Annotated in this window: 26 protein-coding genes; 12 read left to right on the top strand and 14 right to left on the bottom strand. The window is 71.6% G+C overall.

Going from position 1 to position 25862, the window contains the following annotated elements; translation table 11 throughout:
• Positions 1 to 220: 220 nt before the first annotated feature.
• Genes ACIP84_RS01370 through ACIP84_RS01345 form a run of 6 tightly spaced genes read right to left on the bottom strand, consistent with a single transcriptional unit; the run spans position 221 to position 5719 of the window.
• The gene (locus ACIP84_RS01370) at positions 221 to 1462 is read right to left on the bottom strand and encodes a cytochrome P450 (RefSeq protein ID WP_355965286.1); all 1242 of its coding nucleotides are present in this window, start codon (positions 1460 to 1462) and stop codon (positions 221 to 223) included.
• Complete coding sequence (locus tag ACIP84_RS01365; protein ID WP_401793130.1) at positions 1459 to 2688, bottom strand: cytochrome P450; 1230 nt, start codon at positions 2686 to 2688, stop codon at positions 1459 to 1461. Before ACIP84_RS01365 ends, ACIP84_RS01370 begins: the two co-directional genes overlap by 4 nt.
• A complete protein-coding gene (locus tag ACIP84_RS01360) occupies positions 2685 to 3314 on the bottom strand; it encodes an ATP/GTP-binding protein (RefSeq protein WP_355965289.1) in 630 nt (209 codons plus the stop codon). Before ACIP84_RS01360 ends, ACIP84_RS01365 begins: the two co-directional genes overlap by 4 nt.
• Complete coding sequence (locus tag ACIP84_RS01355) at positions 3295 to 3648, bottom strand: DUF742 domain-containing protein (RefSeq protein WP_355965291.1); 354 nt, start codon at positions 3646 to 3648, stop codon at positions 3295 to 3297. Before ACIP84_RS01355 ends, ACIP84_RS01360 begins: the two co-directional genes overlap by 20 nt.
• On the bottom strand, positions 3645 to 4046 hold the full coding sequence (locus ACIP84_RS01350; protein ID WP_073903351.1) for a roadblock/LC7 domain-containing protein: 402 nt from the start codon (positions 4044 to 4046) through the stop codon (positions 3645 to 3647). Before ACIP84_RS01350 ends, ACIP84_RS01355 begins: the two co-directional genes overlap by 4 nt.
• Complete coding sequence (locus ACIP84_RS01345; RefSeq protein WP_401793125.1) at positions 4046 to 5719, bottom strand: ATP-binding protein; 1674 nt, start codon at positions 5717 to 5719, stop codon at positions 4046 to 4048. The genes ACIP84_RS01350 and ACIP84_RS01345 overlap by 1 nt, the downstream gene beginning before the upstream one ends.
• Positions 5720 to 6307: 588 nt before the next feature.
• Here ACIP84_RS01345 and ACIP84_RS01340 point away from each other — a divergent pair.
• Positions 6308 to 7759: an RNB domain-containing ribonuclease gene (locus ACIP84_RS01340; RefSeq protein ID WP_401793122.1), complete on the top strand. Its 1452-nt coding sequence runs from the start codon at positions 6308 to 6310 to the stop codon at positions 7757 to 7759.
• Between the two features lie 77 nt (positions 7760 to 7836).
• Here the strand turns inward: ACIP84_RS01340 and ACIP84_RS01335 are convergent, their stop codons facing one another.
• The 3 genes from ACIP84_RS01335 to ACIP84_RS01325 form a co-directional block, all read right to left on the bottom strand.
• Positions 7837 to 8601 (bottom strand): anti-sigma factor domain-containing protein, encoded by a 765-nt coding sequence (locus ACIP84_RS01335; protein ID WP_401793119.1) that lies wholly within the window; start codon positions 8599 to 8601, stop codon positions 7837 to 7839.
• Positions 8598 to 9164: an ECF RNA polymerase sigma factor SigK gene (gene sigK, locus ACIP84_RS01330; RefSeq protein ID WP_355965298.1), complete on the bottom strand. Its 567-nt coding sequence runs from the start codon at positions 9162 to 9164 to the stop codon at positions 8598 to 8600. Before sigK ends, ACIP84_RS01335 begins: the two co-directional genes overlap by 4 nt.
• 161 nt (positions 9165 to 9325) lie before the next feature.
• Positions 9326 to 9760 (bottom strand): ATP-binding protein, encoded by a 435-nt coding sequence (locus ACIP84_RS01325; protein ID WP_401793116.1) that lies wholly within the window; start codon positions 9758 to 9760, stop codon positions 9326 to 9328.
• 290 nt (positions 9761 to 10050) lie between these two features.
• On the opposite strand from ACIP84_RS01325, the gene ACIP84_RS01320 reads away from it, so the two are divergent.
• From ACIP84_RS01320 to ACIP84_RS01305, 4 genes are all read left to right on the top strand, one after another.
• The gene (locus ACIP84_RS01320; protein ID WP_355965302.1) at positions 10051 to 10434 is read left to right on the top strand and encodes a hypothetical protein; all 384 of its coding nucleotides are present in this window, start codon (positions 10051 to 10053) and stop codon (positions 10432 to 10434) included.
• 349 nt (positions 10435 to 10783) lie between these two features.
• Entirely contained in the window at positions 10784 to 12061 is a 1278-nt protein-coding gene (locus tag ACIP84_RS01315; protein WP_401793113.1) for an extracellular solute-binding protein, read from the top strand.
• A gap of 105 nt (positions 12062 to 12166) precedes the next feature.
• The gene (locus ACIP84_RS01310) at positions 12167 to 13204 is read left to right on the top strand and encodes an endonuclease/exonuclease/phosphatase family protein (RefSeq protein WP_401793110.1); all 1038 of its coding nucleotides are present in this window, start codon (positions 12167 to 12169) and stop codon (positions 13202 to 13204) included.
• A gap of 244 nt (positions 13205 to 13448) precedes the next feature.
• On the top strand, positions 13449 to 14093 hold the full coding sequence (locus ACIP84_RS01305) for a dihydrofolate reductase family protein (RefSeq protein WP_401793107.1): 645 nt from the start codon (positions 13449 to 13451) through the stop codon (positions 14091 to 14093).
• A 96-nt stretch (positions 14094 to 14189) separates the two neighbouring features.
• On the opposite strand, the gene ACIP84_RS01300 is transcribed toward ACIP84_RS01305, so the two are convergent.
• Entirely contained in the window at positions 14190 to 15077 is an 888-nt protein-coding gene (locus tag ACIP84_RS01300) for a LysR substrate-binding domain-containing protein (protein ID WP_355965305.1), read from the bottom strand.
• Between the two features lie 142 nt (positions 15078 to 15219).
• Here ACIP84_RS01300 and mgrA point away from each other — a divergent pair, with 142 nt between their 5' ends.
• The 4 genes from mgrA to ACIP84_RS01280 all read left to right on the top strand — a co-directional run bounded on the left by mgrA (position 15220) and on the right by ACIP84_RS01280 (position 18543).
• Positions 15220 to 16212, top strand: a complete 993-nt coding sequence (mgrA, locus tag ACIP84_RS01295) for an L-glyceraldehyde 3-phosphate reductase (RefSeq protein ID WP_401793104.1) — start codon at positions 15220 to 15222, stop codon at positions 16210 to 16212.
• 155 nt (positions 16213 to 16367) lie between these two features.
• On the top strand, positions 16368 to 17105 hold the full coding sequence (locus tag ACIP84_RS01290) for a VOC family protein (RefSeq protein ID WP_401793101.1): 738 nt from the start codon (positions 16368 to 16370) through the stop codon (positions 17103 to 17105).
• Positions 17106 to 17385: 280 nt separating this feature from the next.
• Positions 17386 to 17835: a hypothetical protein gene (locus tag ACIP84_RS01285; RefSeq protein WP_355965310.1), complete on the top strand. Its 450-nt coding sequence runs from the start codon at positions 17386 to 17388 to the stop codon at positions 17833 to 17835.
• Positions 17836 to 17916: 81 nt separating this feature from the next.
• Positions 17917 to 18543 carry a hypothetical protein gene (locus ACIP84_RS01280; RefSeq protein ID WP_401793099.1) on the top strand — a complete coding sequence of 209 codons (627 nt, stop codon included), beginning with the start codon at positions 17917 to 17919 and terminating at the stop codon, positions 18541 to 18543.
• Positions 18544 to 18576: 33 nt separating this feature from the next.
• On the opposite strand, the gene ACIP84_RS01275 is transcribed toward ACIP84_RS01280, so the two are convergent.
• From ACIP84_RS01275 to ACIP84_RS01260, 4 genes are all read right to left on the bottom strand, one after another.
• Positions 18577 to 19806, bottom strand: a complete 1230-nt coding sequence (locus ACIP84_RS01275) for an aromatic acid exporter family protein (protein ID WP_401793096.1) — start codon at positions 19804 to 19806, stop codon at positions 18577 to 18579.
• Positions 19807 to 20037: 231 nt separating this feature from the next.
• Entirely contained in the window at positions 20038 to 20778 is a 741-nt protein-coding gene (locus tag ACIP84_RS01270) for a class I SAM-dependent DNA methyltransferase (protein WP_401793093.1), read from the bottom strand.
• A gap of 138 nt (positions 20779 to 20916) precedes the next feature.
• Positions 20917 to 21792, bottom strand: coding sequence for a hypothetical protein (locus tag ACIP84_RS01265; RefSeq protein ID WP_355965315.1), 876 nt, complete (start codon positions 21790 to 21792; stop codon positions 20917 to 20919).
• A gap of 140 nt (positions 21793 to 21932) precedes the next feature.
• A complete protein-coding gene (locus ACIP84_RS01260; protein WP_401793090.1) occupies positions 21933 to 22523 on the bottom strand; it encodes a hypothetical protein in 591 nt (196 codons plus the stop codon).
• Positions 22524 to 22937: 414 nt separating this feature from the next.
• On the opposite strand from ACIP84_RS01260, the gene ACIP84_RS01255 reads away from it, so the two are divergent.
• The 3 genes from ACIP84_RS01255 (at position 22938) to ACIP84_RS01245 (ending at position 25846) form a co-directional block, all read left to right on the top strand.
• Positions 22938 to 24041 carry a PP2C family protein-serine/threonine phosphatase gene (locus ACIP84_RS01255; protein WP_401793087.1) on the top strand — a complete coding sequence of 368 codons (1104 nt, stop codon included), beginning with the start codon at positions 22938 to 22940 and terminating at the stop codon, positions 24039 to 24041.
• Positions 24042 to 24240: 199 nt separating this feature from the next.
• Positions 24241 to 24465: a ferredoxin gene (locus ACIP84_RS01250; protein ID WP_355965343.1), complete on the top strand. Its 225-nt coding sequence runs from the start codon at positions 24241 to 24243 to the stop codon at positions 24463 to 24465.
• On the top strand, positions 24455 to 25846 hold the full coding sequence (locus ACIP84_RS01245; protein WP_401793084.1) for an NAD(P)/FAD-dependent oxidoreductase: 1392 nt from the start codon (positions 24455 to 24457) through the stop codon (positions 25844 to 25846). Before ACIP84_RS01250 ends, ACIP84_RS01245 begins: the two co-directional genes overlap by 11 nt.
• Positions 25847 to 25862: the final 16 nt, after the last annotated feature.

The following is a 25862-nucleotide window of genomic DNA, read 5'->3' as shown; positions in this document are numbered from 1 at the left end:
GGCTCCGGCGAAGGACGGCGGCAGCTCAAGACGCAACGTTTGTGCGTCGTTGTCGAGGGGGAGAGACACCCGTGGCGATCCGGGGTGGGAGGAGAGGCCCCCTCGCCGGCTCGGGAGCCGCAGACGAGAGAACGCCCTGGCGCGAAGCACCAGGGCGTTCTCCGTCCGGGGAGGGAACCCGGCTGCCGGGTTCCCTCCCCTCCGCGCGGCTGTCAGGCCGTCAGGCCAGCACGACCGGGAGGTCGAACAGGTCGTTCTGCGTGACCACCGGCTTGTTGCGCAGCTCCTCGGGCGCGACGGCGAGACGCAGCCCCGGGAAGCGCGCGTACAGGGCGGGCAGGGCGACCGACGCCTCCAGGCGGGAGAGGGCGGCACCCGGGCAGACGTGCGGGCCGTGACCGAAGGAGATGTGGCGGTTCGGCGTACGGGTCACGTCGAACGAGCCCGCCGTCGGGCCGTGCTGCTCCTCGTCCCGACCGATCGCGCCGAACGAGACGATCAGGGCATCGCCCTTGGGCAGGACACGGTCGCCCACCTCGATGTCCTCGGTGGCGAAGCGGATCAGCACGTGCGAGGTCGGTGTCGACCAGCGCAGCGTCTCCTCGATCACGTTCGCCCACGGCACCTCTCCGGAGAGGACCAGGGCACGCTGCTCGGGGTGGGTCTCCAGGGCCACGACGGCGTTCACGATGAGGCTGATCGTCGTCTCGTGCCCGGCCGCCACCATCAGCTGGAGGGTGTTGGTGATCTCCTCCGTGGTGAGCCGGTCGCCGTCCTCCGACGCCTCGATCAGCGCGCTCGTCAGGTCGTCACCGGGCTTCTCGACCTTGGCCGCCACGATCCCCGCGAACAGCGTGCCCAGGTCCGCCATCATCTGCGGCACCTCCTCGGGCGGCGTCTGCGTCGAGAAGAACTTCTCGAACAGGGCCTTCATCCGCGGGTGGTCCACCGCGTCGACGCCCATGAGGTCGCTGACCACGTTCATCGGCAGCGGGTAGGCGAACTCCGCCTTCAGGTCGACGGTCTCACCCGCCGGACGCTCCGCCAGCCGGTCCAGCATGTCCGTCGTCAGGGCCTCGATGCCCTCCCGCAGCCGCTCCACCCGGCGCGCGGTCAGCGCCTGCGCGACCAGCGTACGCAGCCGCCGGTGCTCGTCGCCGTCGACCGTCAGCATCGACTTGCCGGGGTTCGCGAGGCCGATCAGCGGCCAGTCCATGGGTATCTCCCCGCGCTGCCAGGCACCCCAGACGCCGATGTCCTTGACCAGGCGGGCGTCGGTGAGCAGCCGCCGCGCCTCCGCGTGGCGGGTGACGGCCCAGCAGGCCACCCCACCGGGCAGGACGACACGGGCCAGCGGGCCCGCGGCCCGCAGCCGGGCGCTCTCGCCGTCGAGGTCGGCGACGAACGGGTCCAGGGCGATGGCGTCGGTGGCGGACGCGGCGTGGGCGTGCGGGCAGGTCATCCGAGGGCTCCAAGGGCGGGGGTCGGGGTGTAGGTCACAGGGAGCGCGGAGAGACCGCGCAGCCAGGGCGAGGGCCGACGGGCGAGCTCGGCCGCGGGCACCGCGAGATCGACGTCCGGCAGCCGGTCGAGCAGCACCTCGATGCCTGTACGGGCGATGGTCTCGGCGACCTCCTGCGCGGGGAACGGGCAGCGGTGCTCGCCGTGGCCGAAGGAGAGGTAGGCGTTGTTGCCGCCGGTGAGCCGGCCCGCGTCGGCGCGCACGTGCGGATCGGAGTTGGCGGCGGCCAGTCCGAGGAGCAGCAGGTCGCCGCGGCCGATCCGGCGCCCGCCGAGGTGGGTGTCCCGGGAGGCCCAGCGGCCGGCGACGTTCTGGGTGGGGGTGTCCTCCCACAGGACCTCGTTCATCGCCTCGCCGACGCTGTGCCGGCCGCCGGACAACGAGGCGGCGAACCGGTCGTCGGTGAGCATCAGCCGCAGCGAGTTGCCGATCCAGTCGGCGGTGGGCTGGTGGCCGGCGGCCAGCATCACCATGAGGTCCTGGGCGATCTCCTCGACCGTGAACCCGGCGGTGTTGCCCAGCATCCGGGAGGCCACGTCGTCGCTCGGCTCCGCCGCCTTCGCGGCGAGCAGTGCGAACATGGACTCCGCCAGGTGGCGCTGGCCCTCGAGCGCGCCCTCCTGGCCGTTGATCATGTCGTTGAGGGCGGTGACGAGGCCCGGCCCCTGCTCCTCGGAGAAGCCGTAGACGCTGGCGAGGACGCGTACCGGCAACAGCATCGCGTACTCGGCGATGATGTCGCAGGCCCCCTTGCCGCACAGCGCGTCGATCAGCTCGTCGGCGAAGCGCTCGGCCCGCTCCTTCAGCACGAACGGGTCGATGCCCTCAAGGGCCGAGGAGATGACGTTCGCGCGCTCGCGGTGCCGCTCGCCGACGGTGTAGAGGATGGACGGCTGCTTGCGGCCGATCATCGGCAGCAGCGGCCAGTCCGCCGGGATGGCGTCCCACTGGTTCCACAGGTCGGAGTCGCGGGAGAAGAGGACCGGGTCGCTGGTGACCTGGTGGAGCTCGCGGTAGCCGAGGACCAGCCAGGCCGGTATGCCGCCGTCCAGCACGACGGGGGCGACGGCCCCGTGCTCGCGCCGGATCTGCCGGTACAGCTCGGTCGGGTCGGTCTGGAAGCGCGGCCCGCTCAGGGGGACGGGCGGGTGCTCGGGGAGGGTCACGGGGTGGGCTCCGGGATCGGCTGCGGGACCGGCGGCGTGGCCGGGGCGACGACGGTCCGCAGGTGCTCGACGAGCGAGATGAGGACCTGCTTGCTGGACTCGCGCGACCGGGCGTCGCAGAAGACCAGTGGAACCTCGTCGGCGAGGTCGAGGGCCCCGCGGATCTGGGCGGGGGTGTGGGCGGGACCGCCGAAGTCGTTGCACGCGACGACGAACGGCGTCCCGTGGTGCTCCAGACGGTCGATGGCGTACCAGGAGTCGGCGAGCCGGCGGGTGTCGACGAGCACCACCGCGCCGAGCGTCCCGGAGAACAGCCGGTCCCACAGGAACCAGAACCGCTCCTGCCCGGGCGCCCCGAACAGGTACAGGACGTTGTGGCTGTCGAGCGAGATCCGGCCGAAGTCGAAGGCCACCGTGGTGGCCGACTTGGCGGCGACCCCGGCGGTGTCGTCGACGCCCTCGCCCGCCTGCGTCATCGTCTCCTCGGTGTTCAGCGGACGGATCTCGCTGACCGAGCGGACGAGGGTGGTCTTGCCGACTCCGAATCCGCCGACGACGACGATCTTGAGTCCGTTGTCGGCGGTGCTGTGCAGGGTCTGGCGCTGTTCAGAGGTTACGGAGTCCAACGAGCACCTGCTCCAGGATGTCGTGATCGGGAAGGCGGTACGACGCACGGGGATGCCGGGCGCTGATCCGGCCGGTGTCGTGCAGGTCGGCCAGGAGGATCCGGGTGATCGACACCGGTAGCCCGAGCCCGGCCGCGACCTCCACAACCGCGGTGGGGTACCGGCACATGCGCAGGATCGCGGTGTGCTCGGACTGCATACCGGGGACCGGGTCGCTCTCGGCGACCACCAGGGTCACCAGGTCGAAGGCGTCCGACCCCGCGCGGCTGCGGCCGCCTGTCAGGGTGTAGAGCCGGTCGGGGGAGTCGTCCCGGCCCGGCCTGCCGCGGCTCATCCCCGGGGCCTCGCGACCAGGTGCTCGCTCAACTGCTCGACCAGCTCGGACATGTTGTGGCCCACGAGGCCGGCGTCGGCGTCCTCGTCGGCGACGACCGCGAGGTGGGCGCCCTCGCCGGCCTCCACGATGAAGAGGATGCCGCCGTAGAACTCGGCGATCGCGGAGCGCACCCCGCCGGTGCCGTCGCCGAACTCCACGGAGGCACCGTGCGACAGGCTCTGGATGCCGGCGGCGATCGCGGCGAGCTGGTCGGCCTGGTCGACGGAGAGCTCGGGGGTGCGGCAGAGCTTGAGGCCGTCACGGGAGAGCACCAGGGCGTGCCGGGTGCCCGGGGTGCGTTCCAGCAGGCCCTCGAGGAGCCAGCTGAGCTTCTCGTCGGTGGTGGAGCCGGTCATTACGAGGTGCCTTCCGGGTACGGGGGGTTCGAGGTCGGCGACGGCGTCCGCGGAGCGGGCACCGGGCCGGCCGGATCGGTGGGTACGGAGGGAGAGCCGGGACGGTCGTCGGCGGAAGCGCCGGGGGAGCCGGGACGGTCGTCGCCGGCGGTCGGGTGGGGGACGCCGGACGCGGTCTCCGGCACGGGGCTGTTCTCGGGCTCGCCGTCCGGCCGTGCGGTGGTGCCGCGGACCGCGCGACGGAACGTGCCGAACCGGTTCGCCGCGCCGGCGGCCGCGCCGGTGCGCGGTCCTTCGGCGGGCGTCTTCTCGGCGGCCTGCGGCCCCTCCGGGTGCGCGGCGGCCATGGCCCGGCCGCGGCGGCGCTGGGGCAGGCCGCTCTCGCCGAACCGCGGGTGCTCGCCGGTGCTCTCCGCCGGGCTGTCGTGGACGGTCTCGGGCTCGGGGGCCGCGGCCGGAGTGTCGGTCGTGGCGGGTGCGGAAAGACCCCGGCCGGCGACCGGCGGCAGCGTGGCGGCGGGCGCGGCCGTCGGCTCCGCGGGCGCGTGGCTGATCAGCTCCTGAGGCAGCATCAGCAGGGCGCCGGTGCCGCCGCGGGCGGAGGGCCGGAACGACACGGTGAGGCCGTGCTTGCGCGCCAGCCGGCCGACGACCGCGAGGCCGAGGCGCGTGCCGGAGAGGCCGGCCAGGTCCTGCGGTGCGGAGCCGACGGCGGCCTCCGCGCGGCGCTGCTGCACGTCGCTCATCACGAGGCCGCTGTCCTCGACGGCGATGATGACGCCGGCCGGGACCTCCTCGACGTAGACGTGCACCTCGGCGGTGGGCGGCGAGAAGTTCGCCGCGTTGTCCATGAGTTCGGCCAGGGCGTGCATGACGCCCTCGGCGGCGTGCCCGGCGACGGCCGCGTCGCTGCTGGAGTGCAGCCGCACCCGCTGGTAGCCGCTGATCCGGCCCATGGCGCCGCGGAGTATCGACTCCATGACGATGGGGCGGGCCCAGCGCCGGCCGGACCTGGCCCCGCTGAGCACGGCGACGGAGTCGGCGAGCCGGCCCGCCTGCGCGGTGCGGTGGTCGAGGTGGAGCAGGTCGGTCAGGACGTCCTCGTCGGCGTGCCGGTGCTCCATCTCCCGGAGGTCGGCGAGCATGCTCGTCGCGAGGGCCTGCATGCGGCCGGCGGCGTTGGCCGCGGCGGCCATGGCGGCGGACCGGCCGGACTCGGCGCGGCGCAGCCGGGTTTCGAGCCGCGCCGTCTCGGCGGCGTGCTCCCTGACCAGTACGGCGATCTCGGCCGCGTGGGACCGGGCGATCTCCTCGGCCTGGGCCGCGTGGGCCGCCCTGGCGGCGGCGGTCTCCGTCACGTGGCGGTCCTCGGCGGTGGCCTTCTCGCGCTCGGCGGTGGCCGTGAAAGCGCTGACGTACGCGTCCTTGGAGGCGACTTCGGCGGCGAGGGTCTCGGCCCGCCGGGCGAGGAGGCGCGAGGTCCGCCCGTACCAGGTCACGGCGAAGGCGGAGGCGGAGAGCAGCAGGACGCCGCAGACGGCGAACCAGCCGAGCGGGGCGCGGACTCCGCCCGGCGCCGCGGCGACGGATGCCACGGCGAGCGCACCGCCTGCGGCGGCGGTCAGCAGCGAGGCGGTCAGGGCAGGACGGAAGGGGGAGGGTGACGCCGACATCAACCAGACTCTCGGGAGCGGGCACGCGGGGAAGGGAGTCGCAACGACGGCACTATAGATGTGTTGTTGATCAGTTCGGAACTCGCGTGATCGGATCGGCATCCAACATTGAGCATAATCTTCCGGCGCTGCGTCCAAGGAGGTCCGAACTTGCTGGTCCCGCAGGAAGTGCCGGGGGGCAAGCGCTTCCTGACCTTCCCTCGGTTCTGCTCCCTGCCCTACTGGCCCCGGTGCGGCGGAGGTTGGCCCTCAAGCGGGCGGTGCGCGTGCAGCTGATCGCCCGAAGGTCGTCACAGTGAGTGATCCGTCAGCCCATCAGCCGGGGCGAAGCGCCAGGGGCGGACGGGTCGGTTCGAAGGGCCGTTCAGTCGTCTCGTTCATCTCCCCCGCCCGCGGGGGAGATGAACGAGACGAGGGAGGCGGGAGGCGGGGGAGGAAGAGAGCACCGCGGCATGCGCGCCGTGCACGATCCGGTACGGCACCCCACCCCCTCGACCGTCACTGAGCGTAAGGGAACGCGCTGCTCCCTTCCCCCACCTGGACCCGCTCACTGCGCCGCCCCGAGGCCGTCGCCCTACGCTCGACTGCATGCGACGCCGCCAGATGCACATGTCCCGCGAGGCCCAGGACGCCCTGCTCAAGGCACTGCAGCAGCTCCGGGCGGAGCTCAAGGCTCCTACGGAGTTTCCCGTCCATGTGCTCCAGGCGGCGGAGGCCGCCAAAGCCGAGGTCCGGCTGCCCGACAAGGACGCCACCCACCTGCCGCTGTTCACGATCGACCCGCCGACCTCGAAGGACCTCGACCAGGCCATGTTCCTGGAACGGCGGCCCGGCGGCGGGTACCGCGTGCACTACGCCATCGCCGACGTGGCCGCCTTCGTCAAGGCGGGCAGCCCACTGGACGCCGAGGCGCACGACCGGATCGAGACCCTGTACCTCCCCGACCTCAAGGTGCCCCTGCACCCGCCCTCGATCTCCGAGGGACCGGCCAGTCTGCTTCCGGACCAGATCGTCCCCGCCCTGCTGTGGCGACACGACCTCGACGCCGACGGCAACGTGATCGACTCGACCGTGAGCCGGGCCAAGGTCCGCAGCAGGGCCAAGCTCAACTACCAGGGGGTCCAACAGGACATCGAAGCGGGCACCGCCGAGGAGTCCGTCGCCCTGCTGCGCGAGATCGGCACGCTGCGGGAAGCCGTCGAGGCCGCGCGCGGCGGGGTCGCGGTGAACCTGCCGGACCAGGAGGTCACCCTGAAGGACGGATCGTTCCAGGTGAACTACGTGGCGGCACTGCCCGTGGAGGGCTGGAACGAGCAGATCTCCCTCATGACCGGCATGGCCGCGGCCCGGATCATGCTGGACAGCGGTACCGGGATTCTCCGGACCCAGAAGGAGCAGACCGACCCGCAGGTGGTCCAGCGCGTCCACGCCATCGCGAAGTGCCTGGACATCGACTGGAAGCCCGGAGTCCCGTACGCCGCGCTGGTCAACTCCCTCGACCCGGCGGACCACAGGCACATGGCCTTCCTCAGCGAGGCCATCGCCATGCTGCTCAAAGCGGAGTACACCGTGTTCCGCGACCACCACATTCCGAAGCACACGGCCCACGCGGCGATCGCGGCCCCGTACACCTACTGCACGGCCCCGTTGCGGCGCCTGATCGACCGGTACACCGGCGAACTCTGTGTGGCCGCGTGCGCCGGCCAGGCACCGCCGAACTGGGTGCTCGACGCCCTGAACTGCCTGCCCTGCGACATGGCTCGGGGGAAGGGGAAGGTGGCGGACCGGCGCGCGGTGGACCTCGTGGAGGCCGCCGTGCTGAAGAACAGGGTGGGGGAGGTCTTCGGGGGCGTGGTCATCAACACCGACGCCGAGGACGGCAGACCGAAGGAGGGCACGGTGCACCTGGCGGAGCCCGCCGTGATGGGCAGGATCACGTCCGGAGCCGAACTGGATCTCGGCGCGAGCGTCCAGGCCGAACTCACGCGGGCCGACCCCCTCTTCGCCGGCAGGAACAAGCTCCTCTTCAGGTCGGTCTAGCTCTTCCGCCGGTACGTGCCGGGTGCCGTTCCGTGGGGGCCCCGGCCTCGCCCTCGCCGCCCCGCACCCTTGCGCTTCTAGGCGTTGGCACCGATGGGGATGATGCCGAGGGGCTCCGTCGTCGGTTGGTCGGAGCCGCCCGCGGGTTCGACGGTGATGCCGACGGCGACCGCGTTGCCCAGAGGGCCGTCGAGGACGCGCGTGGCTCGGTCGCCGGTGTCGTCCAGGAGGCCCGCCGGGCGCAGGTCGCCGGCCTCACCGGCGTACCAGAGTTCGTACACCGTGCCGCTCGGCAGCGCCGGGAGGCCGCGGGCGGTGAAGGCGGCCTTGGCCTGCGCGCGGGAGACGACGACGGCCGCATCGGCTCCGTCGGAGAGCTCACCGGTGTGCACGGTGGCGTCGGGGGCGGTGAGGACGTCCGCGAAGGCTCCGCCCGCGGTGCGGGCCTGCTCCAGGGCCTGAGCCGCCTGGGCGCGTGCCTCGTCGGCCTCCTCGTGCTCCCGGACGGCGACAGCACCGAGCGCGGCGGCCGCCACGATGCTCGCGGCGAGCGCGAGACGCAACCCGTTCCGGCGGAGTCCGCCACGGGGACCGGTGGTGCGCTGCCGACGGTCCTGCGGAGTACGGGAGACCTGCTCCATGACACGGACACGCAGACCCTCGGGTACCGGAGCCGTCTCGACGGAGGCGAGCCGGGCAGCGGTCCTCTCGAACACGCTGACGTCCCGGCGGCAGACCTCGCAGCCGGCGAGATGATTCTCGAAGGCGGCTTCCTCCGCCGGCGACAGAGCGTGCAGAACGTACGCCGCGGCACTGAGGTGCGGATCCTCTGACGTTGTCATGATCCGGCCTCCAGACAGGCACGCAGCTGATCGAGGCCTTTCCGCATGCGGGACTTCACCGTTCCCTCGGGGGTGGACAACGAGCGTGCCACCTCCAGGCAGGTCATCCCCTGGTAGTAGGCGAGCACCAGCGGCACTCGCTGGAGACGGGCCAGGGCCGCCAGGCAGCGGTGGACACGGCGCCGCTCATCGAGGCCTTCGACGGTCTCGGCGACCTGGTCGAAGTCCCGGTCCGGCGACAGCATCCCGGCACGCACCTCGCGGTCCTTGCTCGCCTGGACGGAACGCACCCGGTCCACGGCGCGCCGGTGGGCGAGGGTGAGCACCCACGCCTTGGCGGTTCCGAGGTCGGGCCGGAACCGGTCCGCTGTCCGCCACACCTCGATCATGACGTCCTGCGTCACCTCCTCGGCCTGACCGGCGTCCCGCAGGATCCGGCAGGCCAGCCCCATCACCGGCCGGGCCAGCGCGTCGTAGACGCCGGCGAACGCGTCCCGGTCACCGTTCGCCGCCCGGAGCAGGAGCGTGTCGAGTTCGGCGTTCGGTTCGCGTGCGTGGGGCAAGGGTCTTCCCCCATCGTGCCTCTGGTGGTCGGTCGCCCGGGCGTGTGCCGCCGGGTCGCCCTGCTGGGAGCGGCCCGACGTGTCCGACTCTGCCGCCTGAGGCGGGGTCGTGCCGCGTGGCCGCGCCAGCCGGGTGAGTCCGGCACGGGGCCGGGGGCCCCTCACGGCGGCCTCCGGCGGTCGTGTGCCGGGGTGTGGACCCGCAGTGCGACATGCACGGTCTTTCCGCCGAGGCGGGGGACCACCCTGACGGAGTCGCCGAGGTGGCGCATGATCTCCAGGCCGAAGCCGCCTCGCTGGTCGCCGCCGAGGGGCCGGTGGACCTCGGGCATCTCCTCGCTGTGGTCGGTGACAGCGATGTCCAAGGACTCGCCGTCCTCGGTGAGCGTCAGGAGACACGGGCCGCGGGTGTGGCGGACGGCGTTGGTGACAAGCTCGGACACGACCAGGACGGCGTCAGCCGTTCGGGCGCATTCGGCCGTTTCCAGCCATCGTGCCGCGACGCGACGGGCCACGGCCGGACTCCGCAGACCCCAGGGAAGGGCCACGACAAGGCGCGTCGTGCTGGACGCTGAGGGTGATGCGGTGATGGTCATGACCGCTCCCTGGGGACGGGGATTTCCTGTGTGAGGGATTCGTAGCCGTCGACGGCGCGGATGACGGGTCCACGGCCGGCGGCCTCCCGGACCGCGGCCCGGGGACTCCACGGGCGTGGGTGCCGGGCCTTCGGCCGTTCGACCCGGATGTGCACGTTTTCCGGCGCTCCTTCATCTGCCGGTGGACCGGCTCCGAATCCCTGATGACCCCGCACAGCGAGTCAGCCGTTCGAACTCCACGGCCACTCGACGTGCTCACGGAAGTCGATCAATCGAGGGAGGTGTGTCTGATGACCGCGTCCATACGCGCCCGTCGTCTGGTGGCAAGCGCCGCGGCGGCGGGACTGCTGGCCGGCGGAGCCGCGCTCGGCATGTCCGGCACGGCAACCGCGGCACCCGCGCCCGCATCCGTCGCGACGGTGGTGGCCGCTGACGGTCACGACCACCACGACCGGTGCGAGTGGAAGAAGGGGCACTGGGAGAAGAAGTGGGTGAAGGGCCACTGGGAGAAGAAGTGGACCCACCACAAGACGTGGCACCCCGGCCATCACGACAAGCACGGTGACTGGCACAAGGGCTATTGGAGCCACGACCGCCAGTACAAGTGGGTCTACGTCGCCGCCCACTGGGATCACCACTGGGTGAAGGGTCACTGGGACTGCCACCACCGGTGACCACCGGTGAACCGCTGTTCCCGTACTCCTGCCGCTGAGGGTCAGGCCTCGTGCCTGGCCCTCAGCGCGGTCCGCGAGCGGAACGAGGCCTGCCACCGCTGTGGCGCAGCGGATCCAGGGGGCGCGGACGTCCCTGAGTCAACCACTCGGCGGCACTCCATTGTGTAGTGCCGACGGACATGGTGGAGCGGTCTACGCGCGTCGTGATTCGTTTCGGACTATGAGAAGGCACCAGGCCTCAAAGGTGTTGTTGGAGAAGTTTCCACAATCTTCGATCAGGGGGCGCCATGAGACCCGGGCCGGGAGAGAATCCGGACGCACTGTCCGAATGAATTAAAAGGAACGATCCGTGCGACCAAGACTCTCCGGCGCGACCGCCTCCGCGGCCGCACTCGGACTACTCGGCCCCCTCGTCACCGCCTGCGGCTCGTCCGGGGGCGGTGACGGGACGACATTGCGTCTGGTGGCGGCCGAGTACGGCAACAGCCCGGAGACCAGTTCCAAGGTGTACTGGGACAGACTGACCGCCGAATTCGCCGCCGCCCACCCCGGTAGGAAGGTTGAGGTCACGCTCTACCCGTGGGCCGACGTCGACCGCGAGGTCACCCGCCTCGTCGAGGAAGGAAATGCCCCGGACGTGGCGCTGATGGGCGCGTACTCCGACTTCGCGGCGCAAGGCCGGCTCTACGCCGCGGACGAGTTGCTGCCGGTGAGGGTGGAATCGAACTTCCTGCCGCCGCTCGTAGAGGCGGGTTCGGTCGACAACACGCTCTACGGCTTGCCCTTCGTGGCGAGCAGCCGACTTCTTTTCTACAACGAGGAGCTCTTCGAGAAGGCCGGAGCGAAGCCGCCGAAGACATGGTCCGATCTGGAAGAGGCGGCCAAGGCGCTGAAGAAGGAGAGCGTGCCCTACCCGTACGCTCTGCCACTCGGCCCCGAGGAGGCCCATGCCGAGGCCCTGATCTGGGAACTGAGCAACGGTGGAGGGTACGCCGGCGAGACCGGTGGATACGACATCGCGTCCGATCAGAACACACAGACGTTCCGTTGGCTCAAGAAGAACCTCGTCGAGCCCGGCTTGACAGGCCCGGTCCCGCCGGCCGAACTCAACCGGAAAGACGCCTTCACCGCCTTTCTGCGAGGTGAGGTCGGCATGCTCAACGGCTACCCCTCACTTCTCCATGAGGCAAGGGATAAGGGCATGAAGGTCGGCACACTGAGAATGCCGGTGTCGGACACTCTGAAAGACGGGCAACCCATGGCGTCGGCTGGTGTCGCCGACTGGATGATGGCTTTCAAGCGCGACGGCAATCGTGAACTGGTGGGGAACTTTCTGGAATTCGTCTACGAGGACAAGAACCTCAGCGCGTTCGCCGGTCGCTATCACCTGCTGCCCTCGACGGTGACCGCGAGCCTCGCGTCCAAGGACGCGGCGGACCCCAGCAACGAGCAGTTCCTGGACGCCCTGAGCGTCGCCGAGCTCTACCCGGTCAACGAACCGTCCTGGCTGCAGGTGAGCAACACCATCAAGCGGAACATCGGCCGAGCCGTCGCGCCGTCCGCCGATCCGAAAGCCGTTCTGGACGGCATCGCCGAAGAGGTTCGGAACATGTCGGACCAGTCGTAGGCCGGACACGCCCTGCGAAACCGATTCGCCTGGTGGCTCGTCTCGGGAGACGGAGCCGAGTGGAGGGGAAGCCGGGTGGAGCGGGTGGACAGCGGAGTGACATCGATGCCGAAGGCAGCGGTGTCATGGAGGGTGCGGCGATGGCCCCGGCGGTGGGTTCCCGGTGCGGATGCGGGTGCGGGCGGGGGAGGGGCGGCAAGGGGCCGGTCGGTCCGGGCGCGGGGGCGGGTCTGCGCGGCCTGCGCTGTGCTGACGGCCGGACTGCTGGTGTTTCACGGGGCGGTGCCCAACTCCGTGGGCCGTCTGGGCAGTTTGCTGGAAGTGTTCCTGCCTTGGCTCGGCCTGGCCGTCGTGGCGCTGTTCGGCGTGGCGCTGCTGCGCCGTTCGGCCACCGCACTGGTGGCCCTCCTGCTGCCGACGGCAGTCTGGACGTACCTCTTCGGCGGGCTGTTCCTGCCTGGTGGGAAGCCCGGCGAGCACGATCTGGTGGTGGTTCAGCACAATGTCAGCGACGAGAACCCCGACCCTGCGGGGACGGCCCTCACCCTGGCCGACGCGGAGCCCGATCTGATCGCGCTGCAGGAAGTGGTGCCCCCGGCGCTGTCGGTCTACGAGAGGACCCTCGCCGCGGCCTACCCGTACCACGCGGTACGGGGCACCGTCGGGCTGTGGTCGAAGCATCCGCTGACCGGTGTCCGGCTGCTGGATGTCAGACCGCAGGGGGTTGCCGGGCCCTGGAGTCGCGGGATGAGAGCCGTGGTCCACACGCCGCAGGGGGAGATCGCGGCGTACGTCGCCCACCTGCCCTCGGTCCGCGTGGGGGCGAGCGGCCTCGCGTCTTCTCGGCGTGACGAGAGCGCCGGCCTGCTGGGCAAGGCGGTCGCGGCTGAGGAGGTCGGCGCGGTGGTGCTGTTGGGCGACCTCAACGGCACGGTCGATGACCGCGGGCTGGCCCCGCTGACCTCACGCATGAACGTGGCGGAGCGGGGCTTCGCCTTCAGCTTCCCCGCCGCGTTCCCGCTGGCACGGATCGACCAGGTGATGGCCCGTTCGGCGACCGTCGGCCACATCCGTACGTTGCCCGCCACCGGCAGCGACCACCTGCCGGTCGCCGCGAGGATCACACTGCACTCCCGTACATGAGCCGCCGCGACCGCTCCGGCCGTGGCAGGCCCCCTGGAGGACGTACGGCCCGGAGGTCGGCCGGAGCACGGTCGTCGAGGGGTGGCGACGCGAGCGGGCCGGGCCTCGGCCGTGACACCGCCCGCTTCGACCGGACGGACCAACCATCGACCGGGCGGGCCGGATTCCGCCGCGTCGATGGATCAGTGGCCGGCCGGCACGGGCTATCTCTTGACGGAGACAACACACGCATCGGGAGTAAGCCATGGGCCTCATCACCATCGAGCTGTTCGCGACCCTCGACCTCGTCGGGCAGGCGCCCGGCGGTCCTGACGAGGACCCGGTGGGATTCCCGTTCGGCGGCTGGCAGGCGCCCCTGCTGGACGAGGTCGCCGGAGCGCAGATCGGCGCCGCGTACGATGGCACGGACGCCCTCCTGCTCGGCCGGCGGACGTACGACATCTTCGCCGCCTACTGGCCTCACCAGAGCGGCGGCGAGGACGGCGAGATCGCCACGCTCTTCAACAGCGTCCCGAAGTACGTGGCGTCGCACGGCAGGCCCGACCTCTCGTGGGCGGGGTCCACGCAGCTCGGGCCGAACCTCGCCGACGCCGTGCGGGAGATCCGTGACCGGCATGAGGACGTGAAGGTCGTCGGGAGTCTGAACCTCGTGCAGAGCCTGCTGCGCGAGAAGCTCTTCGACCGTATCGACCTCTGGCTGCACCCGGTGGTGCTGGGCGTCGGGAAGAAGGTGTTCGAGGACGGCGCGGTGCCCACCAACGTCACACTCCTCGCGCCGCCGGCGGCCGGCCCTACGGGGACCGTGTTCCTGCGCTACGGGATCGCCGACGGCACTCCCGTGACCGGGGACATGAGCCTGCCCGACCGTGGTCTCGGAGACAACGGCTGAGACCGCGCCCCAGGGCGGGGATCAGCGCCCGGTGGTGATCGGCGCTCGGCGGGGATGTCAGGCCAGCCCGAGACCCCGGCCGTGAGGCCAGGGCGATCAGCGGGCCGTTCCCCGCTCCAGAAGGGCCATGAGCGCGCGGGCCGCCGGGCTGGTCGCCTGCGGCGGTGGCAGCAGGGCCACCGTCTCGTAGACGGCCTCCCCGGTGCCGGCGAGAGGGACGGCGTGCAGGGAGTCCCGCTTGTGCCGGAAATGCCGCGGTACGGCAGCGACACCGAGGTCCTCCTCCACCAGGTCCAGGAGGCTGTGCACGTCGTTCACCTCCAGGGTCACGGTGCGCGGCACGCCGGCGGAGGCGAAGGTGGCGTCGGTGGCCCGTCGGGGTCCCCAGCCGGGGTGGAAGTCGACGAAGTCCTCCTCCGCGAGGTCTCGAAGCGCGAGGACCGGCCCAGCCGCGGTGAGCGGGTGCTCGGGGTGGCACAGAAGCGTCATGGGTTCGGCTGCCAGGGGCACCGAGCGCAGTTGGTCGGAGTCCGCCCGGGTGCGGTAGGCGAAGGCCAGGTCGAGGCGGCCTGCGGCGACGTCCTCGGCCAGTGCGAGCCCACCCTCCTGCCGTAGCCGTATCTCCACCTCGGGGTGCCGCCGCCTGAACGCCGCCAGGAGCCCCGCCACGTGCACGCCCGCGACGCACTGCTCGGCCCCGAGGCGGAGCGTGCCGCGTACGACGCCCTGCACGGCCGCCACCGCCTCGTGAGCGGCCCGTACCTGCGCCAGGACGCGCTCCGCCTCGACCAGCAGTGCCCGCCCGGCCTCCGTCAGCGTCACCCGGCGGGTGCTCCGTACGAACAACGGAGCCCTCAGATCCCGCTCCAGGGCCCGGATCGACGCGGAGAGGCCGGACTGGGAGACCATGAGCCGCTCCGCGGCCCGCGTGAAGTGCCGGTCCTCGGCGACGGCGACGAAGTGCTGGAGATGCCGCAGTTCCATGATTCAGAAGCCTACGCGCTGAATCCCATCGGACTCTCCTGTTGGATTCATGCCCGGGGGACAGGGGAGATTGGTGGCGGCACGTCCGCCTCCCCGCCGTCCCCGCCCACCGGGGGCGCCCCACGTCAGCCATGGAGCCGCGTTGTACACCGCACATGCCGATCGCTATGCCGACATGCCCTACCGCCGCACCGGGCGCAGCGGCCTGAAGCTCCCCGCCCTCTCCCTGGGGCTGTGGCACAACTTCGGCCCCGACCGCCCGGCGGAGACCCAGCGCGCCATCCTGCGCCGCGCCTTCGACCTCGGGATCACCCACTTCGACCTGGCGAACAACTACGGCCCCCCGCCCGGCGCGGCGGAGTCAGCCCTCGGTGACTTCCTGCGGACGGACTTCGCGCCCTACCGCGACGAACTGGTCGTCTCCACGAAGGCCGGCTACCTGATGTGGCCCGGACCGTACGGCGAGTGGGGCTCCCGCAAGTACCTGCTGTCGTCGCTCGACCAGAGCCTGCGCCGGCTCGGTCTCGACCACGTCGACATCTTCTACTCGCACCGCTTCGACCCGGAGACGCCCCTGGAGGAGACCATGGGCGCCCTGCACTCCGCGGTCCAGCAGGGCAAGGCACTGTACGTCGGCGTCTCCAACTACTCCGCCGAACAGACCCGCGAGGCCGCCCGCATCCTCGCCGAGCTCGGTACGCCACTCTCGATCCACCAGCCCCGCTACTCGATGCTCGACCGACGCCCGGAGGACGAGGGCCTGCTCGACGCCCTCGACGACCTGCGGATCGGGTCCATCGCCTACTCGCCGCTGGAACAGGGCCTGCTCACCGGCCGCTACCTGAACGGCATCCCCGAGGACTCCCGGGCCGCGAGCGACAGCCCCTTCCTGAACCGTGACGCCGTCACCGAGGACCTGGTATCCCGCTTGCGCGCGCTCAACGACATCGCGGCGTCGCGTGGCCAGACTCTGGCCCAGCTCGCCCTCGCCTGGGTGCTGCGCGGCGGCCGCGTCACCTCCGCCCTGGTGGGAGCGAGCAGCGCAGGACAGCTGGAGGACAGCGTCGCCGCCCTCCGCAACCTCGACTTCGACAGCGAGGAACTGGCCCTGGTCGACGAGCTGGCCCGTCCCTGAGGCGCGAGAGCCGTCCCCGAACCACGTCGAGACCCCCGCTCGCTGCCGACACCGCTCCGCGGCGCGAACGGGGGGCGGCCAGGTCAGCGCCTGGGTGAGCGCATGCCCGCGTCCGTACGGCCGCCGAGCCGACGGCGGCTTCTAGGATCTCGGGCATGGCAACAAGACTCGTGCAGGTCAACATGAAGGCCCATGACGATGCCGCGCTCGGCCGGTTCTGGGCGGAGGCGCTCGGTTGGGGTGTCGACAGCGAGGGGCCGGGCGTGACCAACCTCGAACCGGTGGGTTTCGCCTACCCCGACCCCGTGGCCGTCTGCATCGACATCGTCGCCCGCCCGGAACCCAAGACGGTGAAGAACCGGGTGCACCTCGACCTGGCCACCACCTCGGCCGCCCATCAGGCGGAGATGGTCGAGCGCCTCGAGGATCTCGGTGCGACGCTCGCCGACGTGGGCCAGGGCGACGTCCCCTGGACGGTCATGGCCGACCCGGAGGGCAACGAGTTCTGCGTCCTGGAGCCCCGTCCGATCTACCAGGACACCGGGCCGGTCGCCGCGGTGGTGGTCGACTGCGCCGATCCCCGGGGGATGGCCCGGTTCTGGGACGCGGCGATGGACTGGACGCTGCACGAGGTCGCCGACGACCACGCGTCCCTGCGATCCGCCCAGGGCGTCGGCCCTTACCTGGAGTTCCTCCGTACCCCTGATGCCAAGAGCGGGTGGAACCGCGTCCACCTCGACGTCTGCCCCTACCCCGGTGAGGACCTGGCGGCGGAGGAAGCCCGGCTGCGCGCCTTGGGCGCCACCGATCCCGGTATCGATCAGTCCGCGATCTCCTGGACGGTCCTGACCGATCCGGAAGGCAACGAGTTCTGCCTGCTCACCCCTCGCTGACGTCACGCGCCGCCCGGCAGCCGGCCGGGGTGCCTGCGGGGAACCCCCGCTCCCGCTGTCGAACCGCCGTATCCGGCCACCGTACGCCGCTGCCGTCGGCACCGATGTGACCCTCATGCCATGGGAGGGTAAAACCAGACCGTCACACCCCACGATCGAACGGACACACGACTTGAACAGCCTTCCCGGATCACGCCTGCCGGGCAGAACCTGGACCGTCCGGCTCACCGGACACCCGGACCACTCCGCCACCGTGGCCTGCAGCACCACGGCGTGCCGAATGCCCCCTCGCTCCAAGGACGTCAACGCCCTGCGCCGCTTCGCGCAGCAGCACGTCCAGGCCCACGCACGCTCCGCCACCCCACGCCCCCACGCCACCTGCGCCTGTGGTGCGGCCGACTGTCGCCACCACACCACCAGAACAACGTGCACAGGCCGAACCCTGCTGGTCCTCATCCACAACCGGGTCGTGGGTGATGTGTGGACCCTGACCGAGGTCTGCCAGGCCTGCGCTCCGCACATCGTCAACGCCACACTCCTGCCGGGCGCCGCCGCGCCGCCCGGAATCCCGGTCCCCGCAGCCACCAAGCCCGCGCCGCCGGCGCCCGTTCAGGCCACTTTCTCCTCCCCGCAGGCGACCGACGCGGACGACGTCTCCGCCGCGCGCCGCAGCCAGCGCCCCCCACGCGCCCGGCGAGGCCGAGGCGCGGAGCACCGCGGCGGCCGGTGACCCCACCGTCCCACTCGGCGGCCCTCCCACGTCCGACAGAATTAACTGTCGGAACTCGCATGTGACAGTTACGCTTGTCGCATGAGTGATGTGAGTGCGGTTCCGACTCCCGACAGGAACGACGAGAACTTCTGGACTGCCGCCTCGGCCCTGGTGGAGCCCCCCTGGAGCGAGCCCGGTCAGGACGACGCGTTCACCATGGACGAGAGAGTCCACGAGGCCGTGCGCGCCCTGGTCGAACGGATCTCGACCCGCGTACGGGCCTACCGGGCCGCCGGCAAGCCCCTCGACCCCGTGCTCATGGCATCGCCCGATGTGCAGCTGGCGCTGCTGCGCGCGCTGCACGAAGCCAAGCAGTCCGTCGAGCGGCTGGCGGAGAGCGCCGCCACCGTCGCCGGCCGCAGCGGAGCGAACTACGCCCAGCTCGGTGCCGCCTGGGGCGGCATCAAGCGTCAGTCCGCCCGTCTCAAGTGGCCCCACGCAGTGGTCAGGAAGGCCGCGTGCGAGTCCATCCCGTTCCGCCACGCGGGTGGTACCGCCGTGGTGCACCACGATGCCGACGCCGACGCCTGGTGGTACACCGCCACCGGCGCGGACCAGCAGGACACGGAGTCGGAGCCCGTCCACCGCACGTATGCCGAGGCCATCGCCGGAGCGACCGAGTACCTCCTCGCACACGCGCTGCCCGTCCGGCAGCCACCCGCATGACACTCACCGGTGTGGGTCCCACGTGGTGTGCGGTCATCCGTCGGCGCGAGTGGGGCGGCGTGCGCCCCGCCGGTGACGGAGGGCGAGCCGCTGTCGGCGGTCGGTCCTCTCGCGGACCCGTCGGTCGAGCTCTTCCATCAGCCGTTGGCCGCGGTGTTCGGGGTCGAGTTCGTCGAGGATCCGGTCGACCTCGGTGAGCAGTGCCCCGTACAGCTGCCAACGGCCGGGGTTGGCGAGGGCCAGGGCGAGGAGCCGGTCGGCGGCGTGGTCTCTGCACGCCCTGGCCGCGCGCAGCTCGCCCGCGAGCCGGGTCTCCGCGGCTTCGGCGTCCTCACTGCCCTGTGCGGTGACCAGGACGGCGAAGCTGACGAGCGCGTCGGCGGTGTACTGGGCGGTCTCACGGATCGCCAGCGCGGCCGCCTCGGGCAGCAGCTGGTGCCCGTTACGGTGCTTCGCCAGATCGGTGAGGGTGCGGGCGAGGACCCGCAGGACGACTGCGCAGATCTCCAGGGTGTCGAGGCCGGTGCGCAGCACCACCCGGTGCAGCAGGCCCTCCTTGACACGCGGGTTCAGCCGCAGGCTGTCCTCTGCGGTGCGCAGGGCCCCGTCGACGTCGGCGACGTCGTTGTCGAGGCGGCGGGCCTCGTGGAGCCGGGTGGCGGCCTGCTCGACGAGGGGCGCGCCGGTGAACTCGTCCGCCACGTCCAGGAGCAGCAGCCGCATCCGCCGGGCGAGGTCCTCGATGGAGTCGCCCGCGGTGTCGACCCAGACGGGCGGGGCCAGGAGCAGGTTGAAGAGCATGCCGACGACGGCGCCGATGAGCGTCTCCAGGACGCGGTCCCAGGCGGTGTCCGACACCTGGGTGACGCCGAGGACGAGCATGGCGCTGATGGCGACCTCGGGGATGAACTCCTCGACCCTGACGAGCCTGCCGACGAGAAGCGAGGCGAGGATCACGAGGGCGAGACTCCACCAGGAGAGGCCGACGACGGCGCTGAACGCGATGGCGATCAGGACGCCGACGACGACCGAGTTCACCCGGCGCAGGCTGGTGGTCACGGTGGAGTAGAGCGTGACCTGGACGACGAGGAGGGCGGTGAGGGGCGCCGTGAGGGGGGCCGGTTCGCTGCTGAGGTGGAGGGCGACGACGTAGCTGAGCGTGGCTGCCGCCGCGGACCGTACGGTCTGGACGGCGAAAGGGTCCCGCCGGAGGCGCGCGAACTTCCCGTCGCCCCGGTCCTGCCGTCCTGTGCCGCGTGCCACGCCCCACCTCGTCCCGTCGCCGCCCCGCAAGGCCCTCTGGACACTCCGCCTGCCCGGACGGCCCCGGGCTCAAGCACGGGTACGCCCGGGCGGACGACGGATCACCACCGCTTCGGGGACAGGCGGCCCCGGCAGGCACGGAGTGCGCGCGGCGTAGGTGGCGTACGTGGCGTACCTGGCGTACGAGGGACGAGGTACGTGGCGGGGGTGGAGACGGCCCGGCGGCCGAGCTCAGGTCGGCTTGCGCCACACGGAGATGTGCTTCGCGGAGTCCTGGGTGAACGGCGCCCCGTCCCAGTCCGCGAGGCGACGTTCCCTCTCGAGGCCGGCGATGCGTGCCATCAGGTCGAGCTCCGCCGGCCAGGCGTAGCGGTGCCGGGAGTCGTCGCGGCGGTAGCGGCCGTCGTCGCCGTCGCGGGTGAGGTGGTGCGAGACGAGGATCTGCTCGACGGGGTCGAAGGTGTCGAAGCCGAGATGCTGCTCGGAGACGTCGAACGGCACCGCTACCTGGCCGGGCGGCAGGAACCGCAGCGGCGGCACGCCCAGCTCGATGACGAATCGGCCGCCGGGCGCCAGATGACGTGCGGCGTTGCGGAAGCACTCGACCTGCTCGTCCTGCGTGAGCAGGTTCGTGATGGTGTTGTAGACGAGATAGACCAGGGTGAACTCGCCGGGAACGGCGGTGGTGGCCATGTCCCCGATGACGACCGGGAGCGTGTCCTCGTCGACCTTGCGCCGCAGCACCGCTGCCATGTGCTCGGACAGTTCGATGCCCACGACCGGCACGCCGCGTTCCCGGAGCGGGACGCCCACCCGGCCGGTCCCGATGGCGAACTCCAGTGCCCGGCCGTCTCCGGCGAGCTCGGCGAGGAACGCGAGAGTCGGTCCGAGAGCGGCGGCCGAGGACATCTCGGCCTCCTCGGCGTCGTAGCGGTCGGCGGTCGCACGGGTCCACAGCTCACTGCTCGTCACGGGCGGCCACTCTGCCGGGTACCGAGGAGCGCTGTCGACGCATTTACGCGCGCGTTGCGGATCTGCCGACCGAGCGCCTTCGCCCGCCGATGTCGATCAGGACCGCATGACAGCGCGCGGCCCGGGGCCGGGCGACCTTCACCACTGGTACATGTACTGACGCCACGTGCCGTGCCATCCGGTGCCGTAGTAGCTGCAGGTGTCGGAGTCGAAGAGCACCACGTGACCGCCCCAGTACACGCTCTCGTCGAGTTGGAAGACAGCCCACCATCCGGTGTCCGGCGTCGGCGTGCTGCTCGTGCGAACCGCTTTGGACTTGAACCAGGACCACATGTTCCGTGCGCGGATGGGCCTGCGGGCGTAGGTGTAGCACCGGGCCGCTATGTGCGGGTTGGAGTCGGAGAGTTCCGTGTACCCGGCCCGGATGAACGCGTCCGAGAGGAAGTGGGCACAGTTGTTGGCGAAGGCGTCGCCGGCGATGCACTTGTTCGTCCAGTGGCTTCCGACGGTGGAGAGGGCCGGGGCGAGCACCTGGGGCCGGGCCGTCTGCGCCGGCTCTCCGCCCGCTGCCGCGTAGCGCGGCGCGCCAGGTACGTACACGGCGGGTGGGGGAGCGAGGTGCTCCATCGCCTCGGCGTCCGCGAGCCCGGCCGGCCCGTTCGCCGGTGTCGGCTCTCCGGGCACTCGGGGGCTCGTCGGCGGTGCGATGTTCTCCATGGCGACCATGAAGGCGTCCTGCGGTTCACCGGCGCGCATCCGGCCGAGGCGGAATGCCGTGGCCCCCGCCCGCACATGCACCCTGATCCGGTCCTCGCCGAGGGCCTCGCGGTCCATGATGTCGGACTTGGCGAAGGAGTAGACGCAGTCGCCGGACTCGACGATCAGGATGTTTCCCGGGATGTTTCCGTCGTCCCGGCTGTAGCCCTCGAAGGGGACGGTGGAATCACGTTTCGACGCCCGCTCCATGAGCGAACTGAGGTCGTTCTGTTGACCTTTCATGATGTTCTCGGCCATGTCGTTCGCCTCCAGTGCGCGGGCGTGCGGCCGTCGACATCCCCTCCTTCAGCGTGCACCTCGGGCGTCGGCCTGCGCCACTCGTGGCGGTGTGCGTCCGCGCCGCATGTGCTTGCCGGACATACGGTTGAACCGGTTCCTCAGGCGAGCACGTTGACCGCTCGGGCGACCACGAGGCCGAGGATGAGCAGGGAGACGAGCGACTGAACCCCCATGGCGATCTTGGCCCAGGGGGCGAGTGGCATGACGTCGGTGGGGCTGAAGGCGGTGGCGTTGGTGAGCCCGAGGTAGAGGTAGTCGATGAAGCGGGGCCGCCAGTCGGCGCTGCTCAGCCGAGGCTCGAGGTGCTGGGGGAAGGCGAGTGCGGGCACGGAGGGCATGCGGTGAGCGCGGGCGGCAGGCCCACCGCTGTCGAGTTCGAAGTACAGCAGGGAGAAGGCGAGGACGGTGCAGGCCCACACCGTGCCGCCGGTCTGCAGCAGGCTGGTGGCGGAACTGGTCTCCTTCCCGGCATGGAGGATGTCGTCGACCAGTTGAACGGTCGACCAGACGGCGCTGAGAGCGAGGACCGCCACCAGGGCGATCGACAAGCTCCGCAGGGCGGCCGAGCGCCGGTCGATACGGCCCGGGTCGCCGGCGATGAGCGCCAGCAGCAGCAGCCCTTCGACGGCGGGGATGAACCAGCGAGGCGCGAGACGGAGGTCGTCGGGGAGCACGATGGTCAACGTCATGGCGGCGACGACGGCCGCAGCCATCGGCCATCGGGGCTCGCCGACAGGCTCCGGCCGTCTCGGGCTCACGGTTGGCTCGGGGGTGCGTCCGGTCACGATGGGGGCCCTCACGGTCGAGTACGGGGGCAGGGCGCTGTCCTGCCCTCGGAAGGTACAGCCGGCCGAACGGCACCCGTCGGATCTCACACGCGGAGCGCGACAGTGCCTGACCCGACGGCGAGAACAGCCGACCGCCCGGCCTACGTGTGAAGGGCGAGGCGGTCACGTCGGCGCTGTTCCTGCCGCGGCGGCTCGCGGAGGGCTGCGCTCGGCGTCCTTCCGGACGGATTCCACCCGCAGCCGGTGTGCCCCGCCGGAACGGCCGGGTGGCGGCCGTGGAGTGCGCGCCGCACTCCGGCATAGGAGCCTGGTGGTGTGGTGAAGCCAAGGAAGACGGCGACCGGCGCGCACCGGCAGAGCTGGCTCCGCGGGGCCCCGCCGCCCCGCTGGGTGCGGGTCCTGCCCGTGCTGCTGCTCGTCGGGGTCGGAGTGGCCTCCCTCACCGACTCCGCTCCGCTGGACATCGGCTTCCTGCTCGGCGCGGTGCCTCCGCTGGCCGTCCTGGCCTACGGGCCGTTGGCCACGGCCTTCCTCGGCGCCGCGACGATCGGGCTGCTGACCCTTCCCGTCTTCCACCTGAACCGGCCCGGCAACACCGACCTCGTCACCCTCGGCTGCGTCGCCGCCCTGAGCGTCTTCGTCTCGTTCGTCCGCGGGCGCCGGGACGAGCAGCTCGACCTGGAACGTACCGTCGCCGAGACGGCCCAGCGGGCCATCGTCCCCAACGTACGGGGGCAGGTCGGGCCCGTGCGCTGCGCGAGCCTCTACCGTGCCGCCGAGCGCGGCACGCTGGTGGGAGGCGACTTCTTCGACGTCCGGCCCGGTCCCCACGGGGTGCGGGCGGTCCTCGGCGACGTACAGGGGCACGGCCTGTCGGCCGTCGCGACGGTCGCCTCCGTCCTGGGGGCTTTCCGCGAGGCCGTGCTGGACGACGTGGACGCGGAGTCGATCGCGGCGCGCCTCGACCGCAGGCTCGTGGTCGACTCGGCGCGGACGGAGCACGCGGAACTCTTCGCCACGGCCGTCCTTCTCGACTTCGCGCCGCGCGGGCGGGAGGTCCGTGTCCTGGCCTGCGGCCACCCGCCGCCGGTCCTGCTGCGCGGCGGAGCCGTGACCACCCTGGAACTCGACGCCGGTCCACCCCTGGGACTGGGCCTCGCGGGCGTCATGCCCGGAACCGCCGCGACGGTGTCGCTGCTGCCCGGGGACCGGCTGCTCCTGGCGTCGGACGGTGTCCTGGAGACACGGGACGCCTCCGGCGCCTTCTACCCCTTCGCCGGCCGTCTGGCGCACATGACCGGTGTCGGCCTCGACGAGCTGCCCGACGAGATCTGGGCCGACCTGAGCCGCTTCGCCCCCAAGATCCAGGACGACGTCACCCTCCTGATCCTGACCTTGGAAAGCTCGGGGCCGGACTGACATCTCCGGACCGGGCCGGCCCGAGGAGATACGCGTCGACGCCGGGCGTCCCCAGCGCGGGTGGGTCCGGGAGCAGCGCGAGCAACCCCGGGCCGCACCGCTCACTCGATCGGTCCGTCCCCCGTCGCCGCGGCCCTCCCGGCCGATGAGAGTGGACACGGGGGCCCGACCGAGCCATCGGAGAGGACCGGATCCCGTGGTGAGCATCGCCGTCGACCTGAACCGCTGCCAGGGGTACGCGCAGTGCGCGTTCCTCGCCCCCGAGATCTTCACCATGCACGGCGACGAGGCGCTCCTCTACGACCCGGATCCCGACGAGGCACACCGCGAGAAGCTGGCCCAGGCCGCCGCGGCCTGCCCGGTGCAGGCCATCCTCGTCGATGCCGTGGACGAGCCCGCCCGGGCGGTGTCCGATGCTCGGTGACGGAGCCCTGGATCAGCTCAAGCGCGAGGGCCGCATCGTCGTCGTCGGCGCCTCGCTGGCGGGCCTGCGGGCAGCCGAGACCCTGCGAGCCAAGGGCTTCGCGGGGTCTCTGACCATGATCGGCGACGAGCCCTGCGAACCGTACGACCGGCCCCCGCTGTCCAAGGGGGTGCTGCTGGGCAGGGCGCGCGCCGACCGCACCGCGCTGCCCCGGCTCCGGTCCGTCGACGCGACCTGGCGGCTCGGCGTTGCCGCCACCGGCCTGGACATGGCCGAGAGGAGGGTGCGGTTGGCCGACGGCGACGAGGTGCCGTACGACCGGCTGCTGATCGCCACCGGAGTCCGGGCGCGGCCGTGGCCGCGTGAGGAGGAGGCGGAACTCGACGGCGTCTTCGTGCTGCGGACCCGCGACGAGGGCGCCGCCCTCGCCCGGCGGCTCGACGAGGGACCCGAACGGGTCCTCGTCATCGGGGGAGGGTTCGCCGGCTCGGAGGTCGCCTCCGCCTGCCGCGAACGCGGCCTGCCCGTCACCGTCGCCGAACGAGGCGCCGCGCCCCTGGTCGGCGCACTCGGCGGGGTGGTCGCCGCGGTGGCCGCCGACCTCCAACGCGCACACGGGGTGGACCTGCGGTGCGGGGTCATGGTCACCGCTCTGGAGGGCGACGCGTCGGGGCGGGTGCGCGCCGCCCATCTGTCCGACGGCTCCACCGTGGAGACCGACGTGGTGGTCGTCTCGCTCGGCGCCCTCCGCAACACCGAATGGCTGCACGGCTCCGGGCTCGGCGCCGGGCCCCGCGGCATCGCCTGCGACGCCGGCTGCCGCGCCTTCAACATCCGCGGCATCGTCACCGACGACATCTACGCCGCGGGCGACGTCGCCCGCTGCCCCCACCCCCTGTTCGGGTACCAGTTCCTGTCACTGGAGCACTGGGGCAACGCCGTGGCCCAGGCCGGGATCGCCGCCCACAACATGCTCAGCGAGAGCGTCGACCGACTGCCGCACATGGACGTACCCGCCTTCTGGTCCTCCCAGTTCGGCGTCAACGTCAAGTCGGTCGGAGTGCCGTCGATGGCGACGGAGATCCTGATCGCGCAGGGCTCGCTCGACAGCCGCCGGTTCGTCGGCGTGTACGGATACCAGGGGCGCGTCATCGCCGCCGTCTCCTTCGACCACGGCCGGTGGCTGCCGTTCTACCAGGAACTCATCGAGCGGACCGCGCCGTTCCCGCCGCAGTTCCCCACGGTCGACCGGCACGCGGACGGACAACGGCCGATGGACGCGGACTTCCCCGACCCTTCCGTCCCCAGCCACGGTCCCACCGTGACCCTCAGCGGATACTCGCCGGCCGACCGCCGGCTGACCTTCACCCCCGCGCACTGACCCGCACGGCCACAAG

The sequence above is a fragment of the Streptomyces sp. NPDC088707 genome, assembly GCF_044752725.1.
GTDB lineage: Bacteria > Actinomycetota > Actinomycetes > Streptomycetales > Streptomycetaceae > Streptomyces.
The sequence above is the reverse complement of the archived record's forward strand: the minus strand, read 5'-3'. Positions and strand labels throughout refer to the sequence as shown.